Below are 18,778 nucleotides of genomic sequence, written 5' to 3'. Positions count from 1 at the left end.
ACAACCTGGAGGCCCGATGCGGCATTCGACCTTGATTTTCGTGGCGGCGGCATTTGCGCTGCTGACGCTCAGCCGCCTGGCGCTGGCCGCCTGGCAGTTCCAGCGCGTCCGCAACGCCCGGGGCCTGCTGCCGCTGCTGCTGGGCGGGTTGCGCATCGACGCCCACCAGATCGCCGTGCTGGCCGCGCTGCCGGCCGTGCTGTCGCCGCTGCTGGGACACTTTCCGCTGGCCGCCGCCGTGACCGGGTTCTGGTACCTGATCGCGTTCATCCTGCTGGCCTTCCTGGAAGTGGCCACGCCGCCCTTCATCCTGGAATACGACACCCGCCCCAACCGCCTGTTCGTCGAATACCTGAAGCACCCCCGCGAAGTCTCGGGCATGCTCTGGCGCGGCTACAAGACGGCGCTGCTGGGGGGCCTGGGCGCCCTGGCGCTCATCGGCTGGGGCGCCTACGGCCTGTTCGGCCACGCGCAGCCGGATGCGCAGCTCGCCTGGTGGCAGATGCCGATCGCCAGCATCGCGATCCTGGCGATCGTCATCCTGGCCATCCGCGGCACGCTTGGCCACCGTCCGATCAACCCGTCGTCGGTGGCCTATTGCTCGGACGGCATGCTCAACACCCTGGCGCTGAATTCGCTCTACAACGTCTTCTATGCCGTCTACAGCATGAAAAACGAGAAGTCCGCCTCGGACGTCTACGGCGGCATGGACGACGACAGGATGCAAGCGCTGGTGCTGGCGCAGGCCGGCCTGCCCGATCCCCCCGCCAACCCGGATTTCCCCAGCCTGCACCGCCAGCCGGCCACCCGCAAGACGGCCCGGCCGCTCAACCTGGTGATCATCCTGGAGGAAAGCCTGGGCGCGCAGTACAGCGCCGGCCTGGGCGGCGCCAACCTGACGCCGGAGCTGGATGCGCTGGCGCGGGACGCCTGGACCTTCACGCGCGCGTACGCCACGGGCACGCGCTCGGTGCGCGGCCTGGAGGCGGTGGTCACCGGCTTCCTGCCCACGCCCGCGCAAGCCGTGCTGAAACTGCCCCGGTCGCAGCGGGGCTTCTTCTCGCTGGCCGACCTGCTCGGCCGCCACGGCTACCATTCGCGCTTCATCTACGGCGGCGAATCGCACTTCGACAATATGAAGGGCTTCTTCCTGGGCAATGGCTTCCGGGAGATCGTGGACCGCGCCGACTTCGTCGACCCGGCCTTCGTCGGCACCTGGGGCGCCTCGGACGAGGACATGTTCAACCAACTGGACCGGCTGCTGCGCGAAGACGGCGACCGGCCCACCCTCACGCTCGCCTTCAGCGTATCGAACCATTCGCCGTGGGAATACCCGGCCGGCCGCATCCAGACCGAAGGCAATCCGGCCACAGTGGAAAACACCGTCCGCTATGCCGACTGGGCGCTGGGCCGCTACTTCGAACGCGCCAAATCCGCGCCCTACTGGGAAAACACGGTGTTCCTGATCGCCGCCGACCACGATTCCCGGGTCTTCGGCGCCAGTCTGGTGCCGGTGCGGCACTTCCATATCCCGGCCGTGATCCTGGGCGCCGGCATCCCGGCGCGCCGCGACGACCGCCTGGTCAGCCAGATCGACCTGCCGCCGACCCTGTTGTCGCTGATCGGCGTGGACACCGAGCACCCGATGATCGGGCACGACCTCACCCGCAGCACGCCGGGCCGGGCCATCATGCAGTACGACAACACCTACGGGTACCTGAAGGAAGACGACCTGCTGGTGCTGGCGCCCAACAAGACGCCCTTGCAGTACCGCTACACCGCTCCCGAAGACTACGCGCCCGCGGCCCTGGACCCCGCCCTGGCCGCCGAGGCGCTCGCGCACGCGCTGTGGCCAAGCTGGGCCTACCGGGAAGGACGCTATTGCCTGCCGGGGGCAGCCGCTCCGGAACAGGCGGGCTGAGTCCTACGCCGGCCGCTTGAACGCCTTGCGGGCTTTGGCGCTGGCCGGGTGGCAATGGCAGTCCGGGCTGTGGTCGTTCACCATGCCCACGGACTGCATGAACGCATAGACCGTGGTGGGCCCGACGAACTTCCAGCCCAGCTTCTTCAGCGCCTTGGACAGCGCCTCGGATTGCGCCGACGTGGACGCGCCGTAGGTGGAAGGCGCGCCCGACGGGGCTTCGAAACGCCACAGGTAGGCGCCCAGCGATCCTTCGCGCTCGATCATTTCAAGCGCTCGGGCCGCGTTGTTGATCACGGCCTCGATCTTGCCGCGATGGCGCACGATTCCGGCGTCGGCCAACAGCGCCTGCACTTCCTTTTCGCCGAACCGCGCCACCCGGGCGGGATCGAAGCCGGCAAAGCCACGCCGGAACGCCTCGCGCTTGGCCAGGATGGTGCGCCAGCTCAACCCGGACTGGAAACCTTCCAGGCAGAGCTGTTCGAACAGCGCGCGGTCGTCGGCTTCCGGATAGCCCCATTCGGTATCGTGATAGGCCATGTACTCGGCGGAGGTATCCACCCAGCCGCAACGGGCCAGGCCGTCCGGGAATTCGGTTTTCGCGTTCAATTCAGGCTCCTGGCCGCAGTCGGGCCATCCGATGCTACCGCAAAAAAACGTGGCGGCCGCGGTTCATGTCCAGCTAATATTTGCAGCCCTGATCCCGCGCCGGCCGTGACCGCGCGCGCTCCGGCGCCTCGCGGGGCCTTGCGTCTCCCGGGCCGGGGCCGGACAGGTTTTTCGCACCGCCTCGCGCCATGTCCCTGCTCGACTCCAGCCTCGTCACCTTCGTCTCGCCCGCCATACTGGCAGGCGACGACCCGGCCGCCAATCCCTGTCTGGACTGCGGAGCATGCTGCTCGCACTTCCGCGTATCGTTCTATTGCGGCGAACTGGCGGGCGAAAACGGCGGCCACGTGCCCGTGGAGCTGGTCTCCAAGATGAGTCCGCTGCGCGCCTGCATGAAAGGCACCGAAACCGGCGGCGGCCGCTGCATCTCGCTGCGGGGAGAACTCGGCCGGCCCGGCATCCACTGCGCCATCTACGAAAACCGCCCCACGCCCTGCCGGGAATTCGACATCTGGATGCCCGACGGCTCGCCCAACCCCGACTGCCAGCGGCTGCGGCTGGCCCTGGGGCTGCCGCCGGTGCCGCCCCGCCCGGATGCCGAGAACGACCCGCAGGGCCCTCCCATGCATCCCAACCAGCCCGCCGCGGCCTGACGCCGCCGTTCAACCGGCCAGGAACCGGCGGCCTCCGCTATCCGCGGCCCGCCAGGTAGCGGGTGGGCGTGGCGCCGAAGGCCGCGCGGAAGCTGCCGATGAACGCGCTGGTGCTCTCGTATCCCACGGACAGCGCGGCTTCGGTGACCGAGCCGCCGCGGCACAGCAGTTCCAGGGCGCGCAACAGGCGGGCCTGCTGGCGCCACTGCCCCAGCGTCACCCCGGTCTCCTGGCGGAACCGGCGCATGAGCGTGCGCGACGACATATTGAGCCGCTGCGCCCATTCGTCGATGCCGGCGGTATCGTCCGGCGTGTCCAGCAGCGTATGGGCCAGTTCCTGCAGGCGCGGATCGGCCGGCATGGGCAGCGGCAGGGCCTCGTGTTCGCGGTGCTTGAGTTCTTCCAGCAGCACGTCGAACAACTGCGCCTGGTAGGCCGGCGACACCGTCTCCACGCCCGCCCCCGTGAAACGCTCGACCAGGGCCTCGATCAGCTTGGACGACGGCCAGGAGCGGCAGCGGGCCGGCAGGCGCGCGCAGACATCCTGGCGCACGTACAGGAACGATCCGCGGGCCTCGCCGAACCACCTCGCCCCATGCTGCACGCCCGGGGGAATCCAGCCCAGGCTGCCCGGCATCACCGTCCAGACCTCGGCCCCCGCCTGCACCACCACCAGCCCTGCGTGCACCAGCACCAGCATGCCCTCGTCATGGACATGCGAGGGCACGGCAATCCCTTTGGATTCGCGGCGCCCCTGGACGCTGAAGGGCGTCAGCAGGACGTCCGGCAAGGCGGGCGCAATCGCCACGTGAAGCATGGTTGGCAAGTTTGAGCTACAGGTTGTCGGTTTCCGCGGAGCGGAGCTTCTTGAAAATGTACATCATTCTCACTAGGACATCAGCCCCCGACGGAGACCCCTCATGGATCACTCACGGCTGCGCCATGCCGGCATCAAGGCCACCTTTCCCCGGATGAAGATCCTGGACATTTTCCACGAGCACGCCGGCCTGCACCTGAGCGCGGCGGACATTTACCGCAATCTTATCTCGGACCACAGCAATATCGGCCTGGCCACGGTTTACCGCGTCATTACGCAACTTGAAAGCGTCGGCCTGCTCAAACGGACCCAGCTCGACGCACACACCACCGTGTACGAACTCAACGACAAAGGCCATCACGACCACCTGGTCTGCACGCATTGCGGGCGGATCCTGGAATCCAGCGATCCCGCCATGGCGCAACTGGTCAGGAAAATCGCCAAGCGCAGCGGCTTCCTGCTGGATTCCTACAGCCTCGTGCTCTATGGCGGCTGCGGCTGCCGCCAGCTCGAGCCCATTCCCCCCAAAGGAGAATTCGAATGAACCACGAAGCGTTTTTCTTCCACGACCTGTCCCAGTTCCCCATTGTGACGTCCAGGCATGGCGGCGCGCCCGAAGGCTACTCGGCCACCTGGATCCGCGAAATGGAAATGCTGGTGGAAAACCCCCAGACCTTCGTCATGGTGGTGCCCGACATACGGCAGGAAGCCGGGCCGGCGGACCGCAAGGCCATGATCGAATGGCAGACCGCCAATATGCCGCGCCTGAAGGCCCGCTGCCGGGCGTTCATCGCCGTGGAGGCCAACGCGGAGGCCCTGGACAAGATCCGCAAGCGCGGCGAGAAAATGACGCGCGCGTTCGGCCTGCCGTTCCTCGCGGTCGCGACCGTCGGCCAGGCCGCGCAGTGCGCCCGCGAGCTGCTGGGCCATTCCGGACCGGGAGGTTTCCTCGTGGACTAGGGGCCGCGGCGGCCGCAACCTCCGGTCCGGCTTAAGAGTTCGCCATCCGCGCCGTTGTCCATGGCAGGACGCCGGTTTCCGCGGCGTCCGCGTTCCCGTCCACCCGTTGATGAGCCGCCAGAAGCATGAACCGCGCCCTCGCCTGTATATTCTGCCGATCGACGCTCGCCCAGGGCGCGCCGCTGCTAGAGAAAAACGGCACGGCCATCTGCAAGACCTGCGTCGACAGCTTCTCGGCCCTGTTCGCCGAACGCGCCTGGGCCATGGCGGCGACCCTGCAAGAACAGTTGGACGTACTGCTGGACGAAAGCCACCGCGCCCTGGCGCACAGCGAAGCCCTGGCCGAGCGCGCCCGCGGCTGCGGCCTGAGCCTGAACGAACTGTCGGCCATGCCGGCGCGCAAGCTGTCCTGACTGGAACCCCCGGCGTCAAACTACCATTTGTAGCGCACCCCGATATTGCCGTAATAGGCTTGGCGCTGGTTTCCGTCCAGGTCGAAGCCGTAGCCGGCCGACGCATAGAGCTGGGTCTGTTTGGAGACGGGAGCCACCAGGCCCACCCTGACGTCGGCCGAGGTGGAGCCGTACTCCGTGCGCAGCGTGTCGGAATCGCCGAAAACGACGGTCTCGCCATGCCCCATCCGCCGCCAGAGGTTGAACCGCGCATAGGGCCGGATCTTGTCCGGATTATCGGCATTGCCTTGCACCAGGATACCCAGCCGGCCGGTCACCGCTCCCGAGCCGCTGAATCGAATGCTTGAATACTGGTCCTTCGTATTGCCGATATCCGTGTATTGATAGAACAACTGGGCCTGAGGCTGAATCATGATGTCCGGGCTCGGATGGAACGAATAGCCGAACTCGGTGGAGGCGGTCAGGCCCCAGCCATCCATGTCGGCGCCCACGCCGCGGTCCGAACGCGATCGTCCGTCGTAGTAGTTGGCCATCAGCACGTTGTCCCAATACCAATCGGTGCGCTTGAGACGGGTCCAATAAAGACCCAGGCCGTAGGCGTTCAGCCGCAGCGAGCCCGCTGAATTCCCGTGCCGGCCTTCGACGAAGCCGCTGACATTGCCGCTTGCCTGGCCATAAGAGCCGAAAAAGCCCAGCCGGTCGGACAGCCCGTCGTCGCGCTGCCGCTCCAGGAGGTCGGCGCCGGCCTGGCCTATCCAGATATTCCCGCTGAACTTGGGCTCCACGCTGCCGGCCCATTCCTGCTTCATCCGTTGCCCGATGACGCGCGCCCAGCCGGCTTTCCGTTCCGCCGAACTCAGCAGGGCGTATTGATCGCCCATCCGGTCATGGAAAGTATCCAGCATGCGTCCGGCGATTTGACGCGCGACTTCCGGGGCGATCACCACCGGCGCCGTCTCCGGGCGATAGAGGGGGACTTCCTCGACTTCGCCGGTATCCGGGTCTATCACCAGTTCGGCCGACCGGAGATACCAATTCGAGGCATCCGCGGGACCCAGTCCGCCGCGGTAGAGCTTGTATTCATGCGCGCCGGCGGTAACCGGGGACTCGAGCGAGAACGCGCCATTGTCCGTGCTGCCGCCATTGATCGCGTCCACCACCTGAATGCCATTGGCGTGGGTCAGCGCGCCTGGCCCTCCGGTGTTCTTGATGCGCAGCTTGCTGGTTCCGGTGGCCGTGCCGCCGTCGACGACGAGTTTGTCGGAGGGGGAACCGTCCGTGCCGAGGTAGGTGTTGAGCGCGATCGTCCCGTCGCCGCTGTAGTTGGCGACCGTAAGCGTTTTATATACGCCCCCGGCCGGCGCGGCGAAATCGATCAGGCTGGGGTCATTGAGCAGATTGGTGACGTTTGAACTCCCGGTCATATTCCAGACCGAATTCACCAGATTGACGGTGGATGTCGAACCCGCCTGCGTTACCGCCGCGCCGGTCAGCGTGCTATTGGTGGCGGTCAGCGTCAGGTTCGCCGGACCGAAAGTAGAACGGGCCGGCCGCGTAAGAGTCGGCGGCGGAATGTCGGGATCCAGCGTGGGATCCGGCGCAGCCACGGGCAGCCCGCCCCAAGTCGACTGCACGCCGCCTGGCGTCACGTACAGCCAGTTGGTCGCGCCCGAGACCTGGGCGCCCGTCAAATTGATGGTTGCGGATCCTCCGTCCACGCCTATCGCGGAGGCCTGGCTGCTGGTTATCGAACCGCCCACGATGTCCGCGCGCTGCGAGCCCGCGGTTGCGCCGAGCAAGAGCAGGCCCGACGCGGCGGCGCCGGAGGCCGCGATCGTGCTGTTCTGGGCATCGAAGACCGAGTTTTCGGTCAGCACGACGCCGTGCGCGCCTTGGCCGCTGGTGCTGACCGTGCCGTTGTCATAGCTGATGTGAGTGCCGTCGCCGTCGGCCAGAATGCCGAAGGAACCCGCGCCGGTGGTGGTCGTGCCGACCCGGTTTGCGATGATCCGCGTGGCGACGGCTCCGTTGTCCGTGGTCCCGAACAGTCCCATCGCAGCTTGGCCGGAGGTCGTGAATACGGCGTTTCCAAGCGTGACCTGGCTGCCGTTGATGGCCAGCAGGCCGTAGCTGCGGTCGCCCTCGGTCGTGATCGTGGCGTTGTCGGCGCCCAGCGGGTTGACCGTGAGCACACTGACCGGGCTCAGGTAGCGATATACGTAAAGACCGGCGCTGTCGGCGCCTTCGGTATGTATGCGGGTCGTCCCGTTGAATACGGCATTGCCCTCGCCCAGCATGTACAGCCCCTGCGCGTTGGTCCCCACCGTGTGGAGCCGGACCGTGGAGCCCGCGGCGGCCGTGAACTTGTCGGGGCTGTCCGACACATAGGTCATGTGCAGCGACAGTTCCAGGGCGCGCGCCCAATTCCCCGCGCCCACGTCGATGTCCAGCGTTCCGCCCGAGGCAATGCTGGCGGAATTGTTGGTGTTGATCATCAGCCCTTTGGGCGACGTTCCGCCCGACGCCTCTATCTTGAGCGTCGCCCCGTCGCCAACCTGCAAACGATTCGCGGTGCCGGAGATCGTTGGCCCCAGCATGATGCCGTTGACGGACCGGATGGTCACGTTGGAGTTCTGCTGGAGATCGACGGTGGTATTGGAGTTGTTGCCGCCCTGGATCCCGTAGGTGGTGGACGTGGTGGCGGTCGTCGATATGGTGGTGGTGTTGCCCGGCTGGAAAACCAGATTTGCCGCCGCCCCGTTGGTACTGAAAATGGCTGTGGCCGCGCTGTCCACATTGATGGCTCCGGGCCCGAAATTCAAGGCCGCGCCGCCTATTCGAATGGCGGTTCCGCTGCCGACGATGACATTATCGCCACCGTCGAGCGTTGTCGTGCCGGTGGTCAGGTTCAAGCCTGGATAATCAGTGGCCTGCGCATTTGCAAAGGCCGCGCATAGCGCCGCGCCAAGTACCGTTCGAGTGGGGAATCCGCCAAAAGACCGCTTAGTGGGTTTCATGCTCTCTCCATATTTCCGCCAGTACTGCTGCTAGAAAACGTCGATCAAGCAAAAACTTCGTATTGCGGGCGAAGCGCGGTCAGCGCTATTCGCAAAGTCGGTGCGAGCGCACCTCGCTTAATAAAAGCGTGCGAATGCATTTATTGCATTTTTACAGATTCGCGGCGAATAATATTGCAATCTATTGCATATCATCGGGACGCGCCGTGCATTTGGCGCCGGAAAAGAAAAACGCCGCTGACAGGGCGGCGTAGATTCTGGGTGCTGCAAGGTATTGCGGGGGATGGTGGGCTGAGCGAGACTCGAACTCGCGACCAACGGATTAAAAGTCCGCTGCTCTACCGACTGAGCTATCAGCCCGACCGAAGCCAAACATTATGGCGTGCCTGAAGCCTTTTGTCAAAAAAAGGATGCAACACGCGCGGTCGGGCGGCAAACGAAACGGCCGCCAGCGGCGGCCGTTCTTCAGGATGGCGAGGGCAGGCCCGGGATTACCAGGCGGCCACCACCGCGCCCTTGTACTTGGTCTCGATGAATTGCTTCACGGCCGGGCTGTGGTAGATGCTGACCAGCTTGGCGAACTCGGGACGGTCCTTGTCTTTTTCGCGCACGACCAGCACGTTGGCGTACGGCGAGTCGGGCGACTCCTGGGCGATGGCGTCCTTGGCGGGGTTCAGGCCCGCTTCCAGCGCGAAGTTGGTGTTCACGGCCGACGCGTCGGTGTCGTCCAGCGAGCGCGGCAACTGGGCGGCATCCAGTTCGATGAAGCGCAGCTTCTTCGGGTTTTCGACCACGTCGATCGGGGTCGCCTTCAGGCCGGTGTCGGGACGCAGCTTGATCAGGCCGTTGGCCTGCAGCAGCAACAGCGCGCGGCCGCCGTTGGTCGGGTCGTTCGGCAGCGCGAAGCGGGCGCCTTCCTTCAGCTCGGACAGCGACTTGATCTTCTTGCTGTAGATGCCGATGGGGAAGATCACGGTCTTGGCGATGCTGACCAGCTTGTAGCCGCGGTCCGCATTGGCGTTGTCCAGATAGGGCTGGTGCTGGTAGCTGTTGGCGTCGAGGTCGCCCGCGGCCAGCGCCACGTTGGGCTGCACGTAGTCGGAGAACTCGATGACCTCGATCTTCAGGCCCTGCTTGGCGGCTTCCTGCTTCACCACGTCGAAGATCTGGGCGTGCGGGCCGGCGGTGACGCCGATCTTCAGCGGCTTGTCCTGAGCCAGCGCGGGCTGGGCGAATACGGCGGCGCCCAGGGCGAACGCGGCCAGCGACTTCAAAACCTTGATGCTCATGTTGCGAATATCCCGAATGACGGAAGGGGGGAGGAAAGCTCAGCGATGCGAAATGCGGCGCACGTAGCGGTCGCCCAGGCTCTGGATCACCTGGACCAGAACGATCAGCACGATGACGACCGCGGCCATCACGTCGGACTGGAAGCGCTGGTAGCCATAGCGGATGGCCAGGTCGCCCAGTCCGCCGCCGCCGATGGCGCCGGCCATCGCCGAATAGCCGATCAGGCTGACGACCGTTACGACGGTGGCGGCCACCAGGCCGGGCAGGGACTCGGGCAGCAGCACCTTGAGGATGATCTGCACGGGCGACGCGCCCATGGCCCGCGCCGCGGTGATCAGTCCCGGGTCGACTTCCCGCATGGCGTTCTCGGCGATGCGGGCCATGAACGGAATGGCGGCGACCGACAAGGGCACGATGGCGGCGGTCGTGCCGATCGAGGTCTGCGCCACGAAGCGCGTGAACGGAATGATGGCGACCATCAGGATAACGAACGGCACCGAACGCGTGGCGTTGATGACCGCGCCCAGCACGTGGTTGACGGAATGGTTCTCGAGCATGTTGCCGCGCGCGGTCACGGTCAGGACCACGCCCAGCGGAATGCCGACCGCCACCGCGATCGCGCTGGCCACGCCCACCATCAGGAGGGTGTCAAGCAGCGACGTAATAAGCAGGTCGATCAGTTGCGGGCTCATGGGCGATTTCTTCTACGGTGATGTCACGGGCGGTCAAGGCGGCGATCGCGTCCTTGACCGCGGCGGGCGCGCCTTGGGCCAGCACGAACATCGTGCCCACGGCCACGCCCTGGATGTCTTCGACGCGGGCCTGGATCAGGTCCACGTCCAGCGAAAACTGCTTGTACAGGTCGGACAGGAACGAGCCCGACGCGTCGTTGCCGGCCAGCGACAGGCGCAGCAGGCGCAGGGCCTGGCCCGGCCTGTCCGACGCCAGCGTCTGGATGCGCTGCTTGACCGCGGCCAGCGTGGCGTCGGTCAGGTCGGACGCGGTGGCGGCCGACACCATGGCGCGGGTCACTTCATGGCGGGGCTGCGCGAACACTTCGCGCGTGCTGCCCATTTCCACCACTTCGCCCTGCGACAGCACGGCGACGCGGTCGCAGACCTCGCGCACCACTTCCATCTGGTGCGTGATCATGACCACGGTCACGCCGGTCTTGCGGTTGATGTCGCGCAGCAGGGCCAGGATGTTGTGCGTGGTTTCAGGGTCCAGCGCGGAGGTGGCTTCGTCGCTGAGCAGCACGTCGGGGTTGTTGGCCAGGGCGCGGGCGATGCCGACGCGCTGCTTCTGGCCGCCGCTGATCTGGCTGGGATAGCGGTCGCGCAGATGCTCCAGGCCCACCAGCGCCAGCAGGCGCTCGACGCGGGCCGGGATCTCGGCCTTGTCGACGCCCGCGATTTCCAGCGGCAGCGCCACGTTGCCGTACACCGTGCGGCGCGACAGCAGGTTGAATCCCTGGAACACCATGCCGATGCGGCGGCGCTGGGCCCGCAACTGCGCTTCGCCCAGGCCCGTCAGCGGCTGGCCGCCGATGGCGATCGTGCCTTCGTTGGGCCGTTCCAGCAGGTTGATGCACTGGACCAGCGTGCTTTTGCCGGCCCCGCTGGGGCCGATGATGCCGAAGACCTCGCCCTGCTCGATGTGCAGGTTGATGCCCCGCAGCGCCTGGAATTGTCCATGCGGCGTGGCATAGGTCTTGGATAGGTTCTCGATGTGAATCATGGCAAGCGATTTTGTCTCTTCTCTCTTCTAAAGAGAACGACCGTTTTTTCCATTTTTAATAACTTTAAGTAATATAGAGGCTCGAACTCCCGCCGGGCGGCCTCGCCGGAAGGGGCCGGCCAGAACGCGGAAATGGGCAGCCGGGAAGGAGAACCTTCCCGGCTGCCCACCTGTTTTTCCAGGCTGGCCGCGCCTTGTTTAACGCGTGTTCAGCGCGCGCGCGAGATGCGGACTTCCGCGCCGCGGCGCTTGACCTCCAGCCCCTCGGACGGAGAAATGCGCAAGCCTTCCAGTCCCTTGATGTAGCTGGAACCCTGCATCTGCATCACGCGGATCTTGTTGCGCATGACGACCGGATTGTGCACCGGCATGCCGAACATCCAGACTTCGTCCAGGATGCGGGCGGAATTGAACTCGCCCGTATGCTGGGCCGCCGGTCCGAGACAGAGCATGTGCCCTTCGCGGCCGAACACCGGGAACTGGCCCAGTTCGCAATCGATCGTCCAGGTGGTGCCGCCTTCGTAGCGGTGCCCCGTGTTCAGGTCCCACCAGGCTTCGCCCTTGGGCAGGTAGACGCGCACCTGCTTGCCGGGCTCGGTCACGGGCGCCACCAGCAGCGCCGGGCCCAGCAGGTATTGCAGGTCCCAATCGTGCGAATGGGGGTCGTTCGGGAACGACAGGGCCATGGAACGCTGCACCGGCAGGCCGGTGCGCGCCGAATCCTCGATGGCGCCCAGCACATAGGGCACCAGGCGGTAGCGCCACTGCATCCAGGTCCTGGCCTGCGCCAGGGTGTCTTCGCCGAAGTCCCAGGGCATCAGGCCTTCCACGCCCTGGAAGGAGAAGTTGGACGAGAACACGCCGACGGTCAGCCAGCGCAGGTAGAGTTCGGGGGTCATGCCGGCGCGGTCGCGCGAAGCCGAACCGATCCCGTGCACCTGCACGGGCAGGCCGCTCGCGCCGATCGACAGGGCCGTGCGCAAGGTATGGCGCAGGCCTTCCCAGTTGTTCTCGACCTGCGGCCCCACCTGCCATGGCAGGCGCTGCGCGGCGGGGAACAGATCGGAGCTGGGCACCACGCCCTCGGGCGGGACCTTCAGGCCGGCGACCGCGTCGAACAGCGCGCGGCGCACCAGCAGCGGATACATACTGCGCAGCGCGGGGCCGGTTTCGCCGTTGCGGGCCGTCACGCCGTCGGGAATGGCGATCTGGGCGTCGCACGCGGGCGCGTCCAGGCCGTCTTCCACCAGTTGGCGATGGCGCTCCACCCACAGGTTGTAGATGTCGCGGTAGGTCAGGTCCAGCAGGCCGTAGGGCTGCCCCGACGTGGCGGCGTTGCCGTCGAACACCTGGGCCGAACCGTCATCCTTGGCCAGCAGCCAGCCGCGGTCTTCCAGTTCCTCGAACAGCGGGCTGGTCTTCAGCACGCCGGGGAAGCCGGACGCGGCGACGTGCACGTTGTGCTTGTGGAAGAGCGCCAGCATCTGCTTGGCATCCGGGAAGCGCTGGGCGTCCCATTCGAAAACCGTCTTGTCCGCCTGGAAACCCCAGGCCGCCGGCTGCGCCAGCGTCACGGCGTCGACCGGGATCTGGTTTTCACGCATGCGCGCCACCAGGGCCACCGTCTCGGTGGGCATCTGGCCCGCGGCCTGCTGCAGCCACGCGCCCATCGCCCAAAGCGAGGGCTGGCCGGCGCGGCCGGTCAGCGCGGTGTATTGATTGAGGATTTCACCGGGTTCGCCCACGAACAGGAACAGGTCGAGGACGGCGTCGTCCACGGTCAGCAGGTACGCCGAATCCGCGGGCGCGACGCCCACCGAATGCTCGACGCGGCGCATCGTGTTCACATAGACGCCCCAGCCGCGCGGACTCCAGGCCAGCGGCAGCGCGCGGTGCTCCGGGTCGTCGGACACCACGGATTCCTCGCGGCGGTTCAGGTCGCCCGGGGTCTCGCCCAGGCCGAACACGCGCTCTTCGGCCAGCAGCGCGAAACCCGCCGTCCAGACGGCGTCCTCGGCCTGGTCCAGCGCGTTGTGCCCGAATGCGGGCGTATGCGCGGAAACCTCGGACTCGAACACCCGTTCCTCGTTGCGGTAGAGCGCCACGCGCACGGGATTGGACTGTATCTCCAGGACGACGTCGCCCTGGGCGATCCGCCAGCCGTCGCCGTCGTCGCGCGGGGAAATGGCCGCCTCGCCCACGGCCTCCTGGCGCGCGAGCAGCATTTCCGCCACGGCGCGCGCTCGCGCGCCGGGCTTGTCATCGGTAAGGTGGTTCGCCTCGCCGCAGCGCAGGCGAAAAACACCAGGCGCATGCGCCTCGACTACCAGGTGCAACCCATCGCCCGCGTCGAAATCGATGCGACTGGGGCGGGACGTCAGCAGCTCGACGGTATCGAGCTGGGTAGTATGGGCAAAGTCGAACTTGGGCGGCACAGAGCATCCCCCGGCTTAAGCCAAAAACCATCAAAAGACGCTATTTTGACGGATTTGGGCTTTGAAATAAACTCGGTCCCTCTTTTGGACGGCCATCTCATCCAAAAAAGGGGTCTAAAGCCCCGGCAATCGCCCCTGGGCGCAGAGGCCGGCCGGGCCGCCGAAACGCCGGGTCGGGCACAAATTCAGGCCCAATTGGCGCCAAATCCTGGCAATTCCTGCATTCTACGCCACCTGGCACCCCGTCCCCCTGTCCGTCCCGGCTTTTTTCAGCGGGGGGCAACCAGCCTGGCCAAGTCCGTTTCCAGCGGCGACGGCTCACCCTGCAAACGCGCGGCGATCACGTCCCCCATCAGCGCCGACCACGACAGGCCCCGCGACGCGTACCCGATGGCGAGCCACAGGCCGGGCGCGTGCGGCAGCTCGCCCACGGCCGGCAGGCGTCCGGGCAGCACCGCCCGCCATCCCGCCCACCCCGGCAGGCTGCCGGGCACCAGGACGTCGAAGTCCGGATGGCTGCCGCCCAACAGGCCGGCCGCCTTGTCCAGAGTGACGCGCTGCCCCTCGGCGCCGACCCGCGCCTCGCTGGCGCCATGCACGTAGGTGCTGCCTGCGACGCAACCCTCGCCGGTATCCGGCAACAGATAGCCCTCCCCGCCGACAATGCAGCGCGGCCCGCCCGCCAGGGCCGCCGCCGGCACCAGCGTGACCTCCCCGGCCAGCGCATGCATCTGCGCCACGCGCGGCAGCGGGTCCAGCAGGCCGCTGGCGGACAGGACGCCCTGCGCGCCCGCCGCATTGGCCAGGATGACGGTATCCGCCTGCGCGAGTTCGGCGCCCGACGCGTCCCGCACGCGCCAGCCCTGCCCGGCCCGTTCGACGCGCGCCGCCACGCCGGGCAGCACCGTCACGCCGGGCGTCGCCAGCAAGGCTTCTATCAGGCGGCCCGGCTGCACCAGCATGCCCCGCGCAAAGAACACGCCGCCCCGCGCCAGCGGCAGGCCGGCCAGTTCGCTGGCCTCGCCGCGGCTTACCTGGCGCACCCATTGCGCCGGGAACGCCAGCGCCTCCAGGGTGCCGGCCATCGCCGCGGACCGGCCCGCGTCGCGCTCGAGCTGGACGGTGCCGCAGACGCGGGGCGCCGCCCCCGGGGCCAGGCCCAGCCAGCGCGCCAGGGCCCGCTGGCTCCCCGCCCGCGACAGGCGCGCCCGCGCATTGTCGTCCCGCGCCACCACGGGCGTCAGCGCCGCGGCGAGATGCCCCGCGTGCGCGGGCGCGCCCTGCGCCCGGCCCGCGTCGATCACGGTCACGCGCCAGCCGCGCCGCGCCAGCGCCTCGGCGATACCGCCCCCGGCCAGTCCCGCACCCACGACGACGGCATGGCCGGCGTCCGCAAGCCGCAGGGCCGCGGCCACGCGGCCCTCCGCCGCGGCCTCCCCCGCCGTCATGTGCCATTTGCCGCCATAGCCCGGGGCCCGGCGCACGTTGAACCCGGCCTCCCGCAGGGCCCGGCGGAGTTCGCCGGTGCAGGCCCAGGTGGCCAGCGTCGCGCCCGGCGCGGCCAGCCCCGCCAGGTCCCGCAGCAGCGGCGGCGCCCACATCCGGGGATTGCGCTCGGGCGCGAAGCCGTCCAGGAAAAACGCGTCCACGCGCGCGCTCAGCCGGGGCGCCAGGACCTGCGCGTCGCCGAAGCCCAGCGTCAGCGTGACGGCCCCATCCTCGAACTCCAGGCGGTGCAGGCCCGGCAGCAGGTCGGGCCATTGGGCCGCCAGCAGCCGCCCCAGCTCGGCCAGCGGTTCGGGCGCGTAGCGCCCGAGCAGGGCGGCCAGGTCTTCGCGCGCGAACGGGTGCCCTTCCATCGACACCACATGCAAGGCGGCGGGACGCTCGGGATCGTCGCGCCAGGCCTTCCAGAGCGCCAGGAAATTCAGCCCCAGACCGAAGCCCGTCTCGCAGACGGTGAAGGCGCCGCGGCCGCGCCAGCGCCCGGGCAGGCCGTTGCCGCGCAGGAACACGTGCTCGGCCTGCCCCAGCGCGCCGGACGGCGAGTGATAGACGTCGCCGTAGGCGGGGCTGTACAGCCGGCCGTCAGCATCGAATTCGGCCACCGCGGGGGTCAGGGGAACATAGGTAACGGACATGGAGGGGGCAAAAACAAACGGAATCGGAACAAGCGCGAATTATCGGATGGCGGGCGCGCCTGCGTTGGATGGACGCCACGCGGCAAGGCGGTTTTCGGGCCTTTGCCACGAGTTTGACGCATACATGGGCTTACACTGGTTTCATGGATACCTACGATCAGCCCCGTTCGCTGGCCTCGCCCATCGACCTGTGCGCCGCGATCGACGCGGCCGTCACAGCGGCCCATGCCGGCGCAGCCATCCTGCAATCCTACGCGCATCGCCGCTCGGATCTCGTGATCGACCGCAAGGCGCGCAACGATCTCGTCTCCCAGGCGGACCGCGAGGCGGAGGACGCGATCATCCAGGAACTGCAAGCCCGCACTCCCAAGTTCGGCATCGTCGCCGAGGAAACCGGCGGCAAGGCGCAAGGCGCCGCCACCTGGTACATCGACCCGCTGGACGGCACCACCAATTTCCTGCACGACATCCCGCATTACGCGGTGTCGATCGCGCTGATCGCGCACGCGGGCTCCGCCGTCTCGGCCGACGAGACGCTCGCGGAAGACACGCCCGTGGTCGGCGTGGTCTACGACCCGAGCCGCGAAGAACTCTTCACCGCGGTCCATGGGCTCGGCGCCTGGCTCAACGGCCGGCGCATCCAGTGCTCGCTCACGCAGACGATCGAAGACGCGGTCCTCGCCACCGGATTTCCGTTCCGGGACTTCTCGTTCGCCGCGCAGTACATGCCCATGCTGCACGACGCCATCAACCGCGCCCGGGGCGTGCGCCGCATGGGCGCGGCCGCGCTCGACCTGGCCTGGACCGCCTGCGGCCGCTATGACGGCTATTGGGAAATGGGGCTGGCGCCCTGGGACGTGGCCGCCGGCACGCTGATCCTGCGCGAAGCGGGCGGCGCCTGCTCGGACATGCACCAGCAGGATCCCTGGCCCATCGGCGGGCGCGTCGTGGCCGGCAACCGGGCCATCGAACGCGCCTTGCACGAGATGATCGCCCCGCACCTCGACAAGAAAGACTGACCGGACGTTACGCCGGCTTGCCCGCCTCGGGCGCGGCGGCGTCGGGCCGCAATTCCCGACGCAGAATCTTGCCCACGTTGCTCTTGGGCAGTTCGTCGCGGAATTCCACGAAGCGCGGGCGCTTGTAGCCCGTCAGCTTCTCCCGGCACCAATCCTGGATCTGCGCTTCGGTCAGCGACGGGTCCTTCTTCACCACGAACACCTTGACGGCCTCGCCGGAATGCTCGTCCGGCACGCCGATCGCCGCGCACTCCAGCACGCCCGGATGCTGCGCCACGGCCGCCTCGACTTCGTTCGGATAGACCTTGAAGCCGGACACGGCGATCATGTCTTTCTTGCGGTCGACGATGCGGGTGTAGCCCTGCTCGTCCATGATGCCGATGTCGCCCGAGCGGAAGTAGCCGTCGGCCGTCATGGACTGCCGCGTTTCCTCGGGCTTCTGCCAGTACCCCAGCATGACCTGCGGCCCGCGGATGGACACTTCGCCGCGCTCTCCCAGCGGCACCTCTCGGCCCTCGTCGTCCAGGATCGCCACGTCGGTGGACGGCAGCGGCAGGCCGATGGATCCCGAGTACGCCGTCGCGTTGGTGGGATTCACCGTCGCCACGGGCGAGGTCTCGGACAGGCCGTAGCCTTCGACCAGGGGCCTGCCGGTGATCTCCAGCCAGCGCTCGGCCACCTGGCGCTGCACCGCCATGCCGCCGCCCAGCGTGAGCCGCAGGGCGGAAAAGTCCAGGCGCGCGAAATCCTCGTTGTGCGCCAGCGCATTGAACAGCGTATTGACGCCGGGGAACACGTTGATGGGCACCTTGCGCCACGCGTTGATCAGCGAGGGCTGGTCGCGCGGATTGATGATGAGCACGTTGCGCATGCCCGCGTGCAAACCGTACAGCCCGCACACGGTCATCGCGAACACGTGGTAGAGCGGCAGCGCGCTGATGATGGTGAGCTGCTGGCTCGCGAGGTCGTGCACGACAGGTTGCGCCACCGCCTCGGTCTGCAGGACATTGGCCGTCAGGTTGCGATGCGACAGCATGGCGCCCTTGGGCACGCCGGTGGTGCCGCCGGTGTATTGCAGCACCGCCACGTCGTCCATCGACAGGGCCGGCGGCGTGAACGCCCGGCCCGCGCCGTTCCGCAGCACCTTGGGCAGCATGCGGGCGCCGTCGATGCGCCAGGCGGGAACGATCTTCTTGATATAGCGGGCGGCCAGGTTGACCAGCGGCGCCTTCAGCCCGCCGAGCAGGTCGCCGGGCCCGGTCACGACAATGTGCTCGAGCTGCCCCCGGTCCGCCACGCGCTGCAGGGTATGCGCGAAGTTCTCCAGGATGACGATGGCGGACGCTCCGCTGTCGAGCAACTGCCGCTGCAGCTCTTCGGCCGTGTACAGGGGATTCACGTTGACCACGACGAGGCCGGCGCGCAGCGTGCCCAGCATGCAGACCAGGTAGGCCGGCACGTTGGGCATCATCAACGCCACCCGCGCGCCCTTGGGCAGGCCCAGGCTTTGCAGCCAGGCGGCGAACGCCCGGGCATGGGCATCCAGTTGCGCGTAGGTGATATCGCTGCCCATCGCGGTGCACGCGATGCGCGAGGCGTATTGCTTGCAGGCCCGGTCCAGCAGGTCGGCCAGGGAGGAGTATTTCTCGGTCGAGATCTCCGCCGGAACGCCTTGCGGGTAATGAGCAAGCCACGGACGCGTCATGGTAGTTGTCTCCATTAAATTGGTTTTTGATTGATGATACCCTTGTTGCGTTCCCTTATTT

The 18,778-nt window shown here is 67.3% G+C and carries 15 protein-coding genes and 1 tRNA gene; 6 read left to right on the top strand and 10 right to left on the bottom strand.

The window, feature by feature from the left end; translation table 11 throughout:
- The first annotated feature begins 16 nt into the window (after positions 1-16).
- Positions 17-1,921 carry an LTA synthase family protein gene (locus tag WHX56_RS09225; protein ID WP_338881039.1) on the top strand — a complete coding sequence of 635 codons (1,905 nt, stop codon included), beginning with the start codon at positions 17-19 and terminating at the stop codon, positions 1,919-1,921.
- A gap of 3 nt (positions 1,922-1,924) precedes the next feature.
- Here the strand turns inward: WHX56_RS09225 and WHX56_RS09220 are convergent, their stop codons facing one another.
- Complete coding sequence (locus WHX56_RS09220) at positions 1,925-2,530, bottom strand: DNA-3-methyladenine glycosylase I (RefSeq protein ID WP_129239236.1); 606 nt, start codon at positions 2,528-2,530, stop codon at positions 1,925-1,927.
- Positions 2,531-2,718: 188 nt separating this feature from the next.
- On the opposite strand from WHX56_RS09220, the gene WHX56_RS09215 reads away from it, so the two are divergent.
- Positions 2,719-3,183, top strand: a complete 465-nt coding sequence (locus WHX56_RS09215; protein WP_338881038.1) for a YkgJ family cysteine cluster protein — start codon at positions 2,719-2,721, stop codon at positions 3,181-3,183.
- Positions 3,184-3,220: 37 nt separating this feature from the next.
- Here the strand turns inward: WHX56_RS09215 and WHX56_RS09210 are convergent, their stop codons facing one another.
- Positions 3,221-4,000, bottom strand: a complete 780-nt coding sequence (locus WHX56_RS09210) for an AraC family transcriptional regulator (protein ID WP_338881753.1) — start codon at positions 3,998-4,000, stop codon at positions 3,221-3,223.
- Positions 4,001-4,103: 103 nt separating this feature from the next.
- Between WHX56_RS09210 and WHX56_RS09205 the strand changes: the two genes are divergently transcribed.
- The 3 genes from WHX56_RS09205 (at position 4,104) to WHX56_RS09195 (ending at position 5,373) form a co-directional block, all read left to right on the top strand.
- On the top strand, positions 4,104-4,544 hold the full coding sequence (locus WHX56_RS09205) for a Fur family transcriptional regulator (RefSeq protein WP_287754801.1): 441 nt from the start codon (positions 4,104-4,106) through the stop codon (positions 4,542-4,544).
- The gene (locus tag WHX56_RS09200; protein ID WP_129239239.1) at positions 4,541-4,960 is read left to right on the top strand and encodes a hypothetical protein; all 420 of its coding nucleotides are present in this window, start codon (positions 4,541-4,543) and stop codon (positions 4,958-4,960) included. Before WHX56_RS09205 ends, WHX56_RS09200 begins: the two co-directional genes overlap by 4 nt.
- Positions 4,961-5,085: 125 nt before the next feature.
- Positions 5,086-5,373: a ClpX C4-type zinc finger protein gene (locus WHX56_RS09195; RefSeq protein WP_129239240.1), complete on the top strand. Its 288-nt coding sequence runs from the start codon at positions 5,086-5,088 to the stop codon at positions 5,371-5,373.
- A 20-nt stretch (positions 5,374-5,393) separates the two neighbouring features.
- On the opposite strand, the gene WHX56_RS09190 is transcribed toward WHX56_RS09195, so the two are convergent.
- The 7 genes from WHX56_RS09190 to mnmD form a co-directional block, all read right to left on the bottom strand.
- A complete protein-coding gene (locus WHX56_RS09190; RefSeq protein ID WP_338881037.1) occupies positions 5,394-8,285 on the bottom strand; it encodes an autotransporter outer membrane beta-barrel domain-containing protein in 2,892 nt (963 codons plus the stop codon).
- A gap of 389 nt (positions 8,286-8,674) precedes the next feature.
- Positions 8,675-8,750, bottom strand: a tRNA-Lys gene (locus WHX56_RS09185).
- 131 nt (positions 8,751-8,881) lie between these two features.
- A complete protein-coding gene (locus WHX56_RS09180; protein WP_129239242.1) occupies positions 8,882-9,679 on the bottom strand; it encodes a MetQ/NlpA family ABC transporter substrate-binding protein in 798 nt (265 codons plus the stop codon).
- Positions 9,680-9,718: 39 nt separating this feature from the next.
- Complete coding sequence (locus tag WHX56_RS09175) at positions 9,719-10,372, bottom strand: methionine ABC transporter permease (RefSeq protein WP_129239243.1); 654 nt, start codon at positions 10,370-10,372, stop codon at positions 9,719-9,721.
- Positions 10,329-11,417, bottom strand: a complete 1,089-nt coding sequence (locus WHX56_RS09170; protein WP_129239244.1) for a methionine ABC transporter ATP-binding protein — start codon at positions 11,415-11,417, stop codon at positions 10,329-10,331. The genes WHX56_RS09175 and WHX56_RS09170 overlap by 44 nt, the downstream gene beginning before the upstream one ends.
- 209 nt (positions 11,418-11,626) lie before the next feature.
- Positions 11,627-13,852 (bottom strand): glycoside hydrolase family 31 protein, encoded by a 2,226-nt coding sequence (locus WHX56_RS09165; RefSeq protein WP_338881036.1) that lies wholly within the window; start codon positions 13,850-13,852, stop codon positions 11,627-11,629.
- A 269-nt stretch (positions 13,853-14,121) separates the two neighbouring features.
- On the bottom strand, positions 14,122-15,993 hold the full coding sequence (gene mnmD / locus WHX56_RS09160) for a tRNA (5-methylaminomethyl-2-thiouridine)(34)-methyltransferase MnmD (protein WP_338881035.1): 1,872 nt from the start codon (positions 15,991-15,993) through the stop codon (positions 14,122-14,124).
- A 143-nt stretch (positions 15,994-16,136) separates the two neighbouring features.
- On the opposite strand from mnmD, the gene WHX56_RS09155 reads away from it, so the two are divergent.
- Positions 16,137-17,012, top strand: coding sequence for an inositol monophosphatase family protein (locus WHX56_RS09155; RefSeq protein ID WP_129239247.1), 876 nt, complete (start codon positions 16,137-16,139; stop codon positions 17,010-17,012).
- A gap of 7 nt (positions 17,013-17,019) precedes the next feature.
- On the opposite strand, the gene WHX56_RS09150 is transcribed toward WHX56_RS09155, so the two are convergent.
- The gene (locus WHX56_RS09150; protein ID WP_338881034.1) at positions 17,020-18,717 is read right to left on the bottom strand and encodes an AMP-binding protein; all 1,698 of its coding nucleotides are present in this window, start codon (positions 18,715-18,717) and stop codon (positions 17,020-17,022) included.
- Positions 18,718-18,778: the final 61 nt, after the last annotated feature.

It is taken from the genome of Achromobacter veterisilvae (assembly GCF_037619525.1).
Taxonomy (GTDB): domain Bacteria; phylum Pseudomonadota; class Gammaproteobacteria; order Burkholderiales; family Burkholderiaceae_B; genus Achromobacter; species Achromobacter veterisilvae.
The sequence above is the reverse complement of the archived record's forward strand: the minus strand, read 5'-3'. Positions and strand labels throughout refer to the sequence as shown.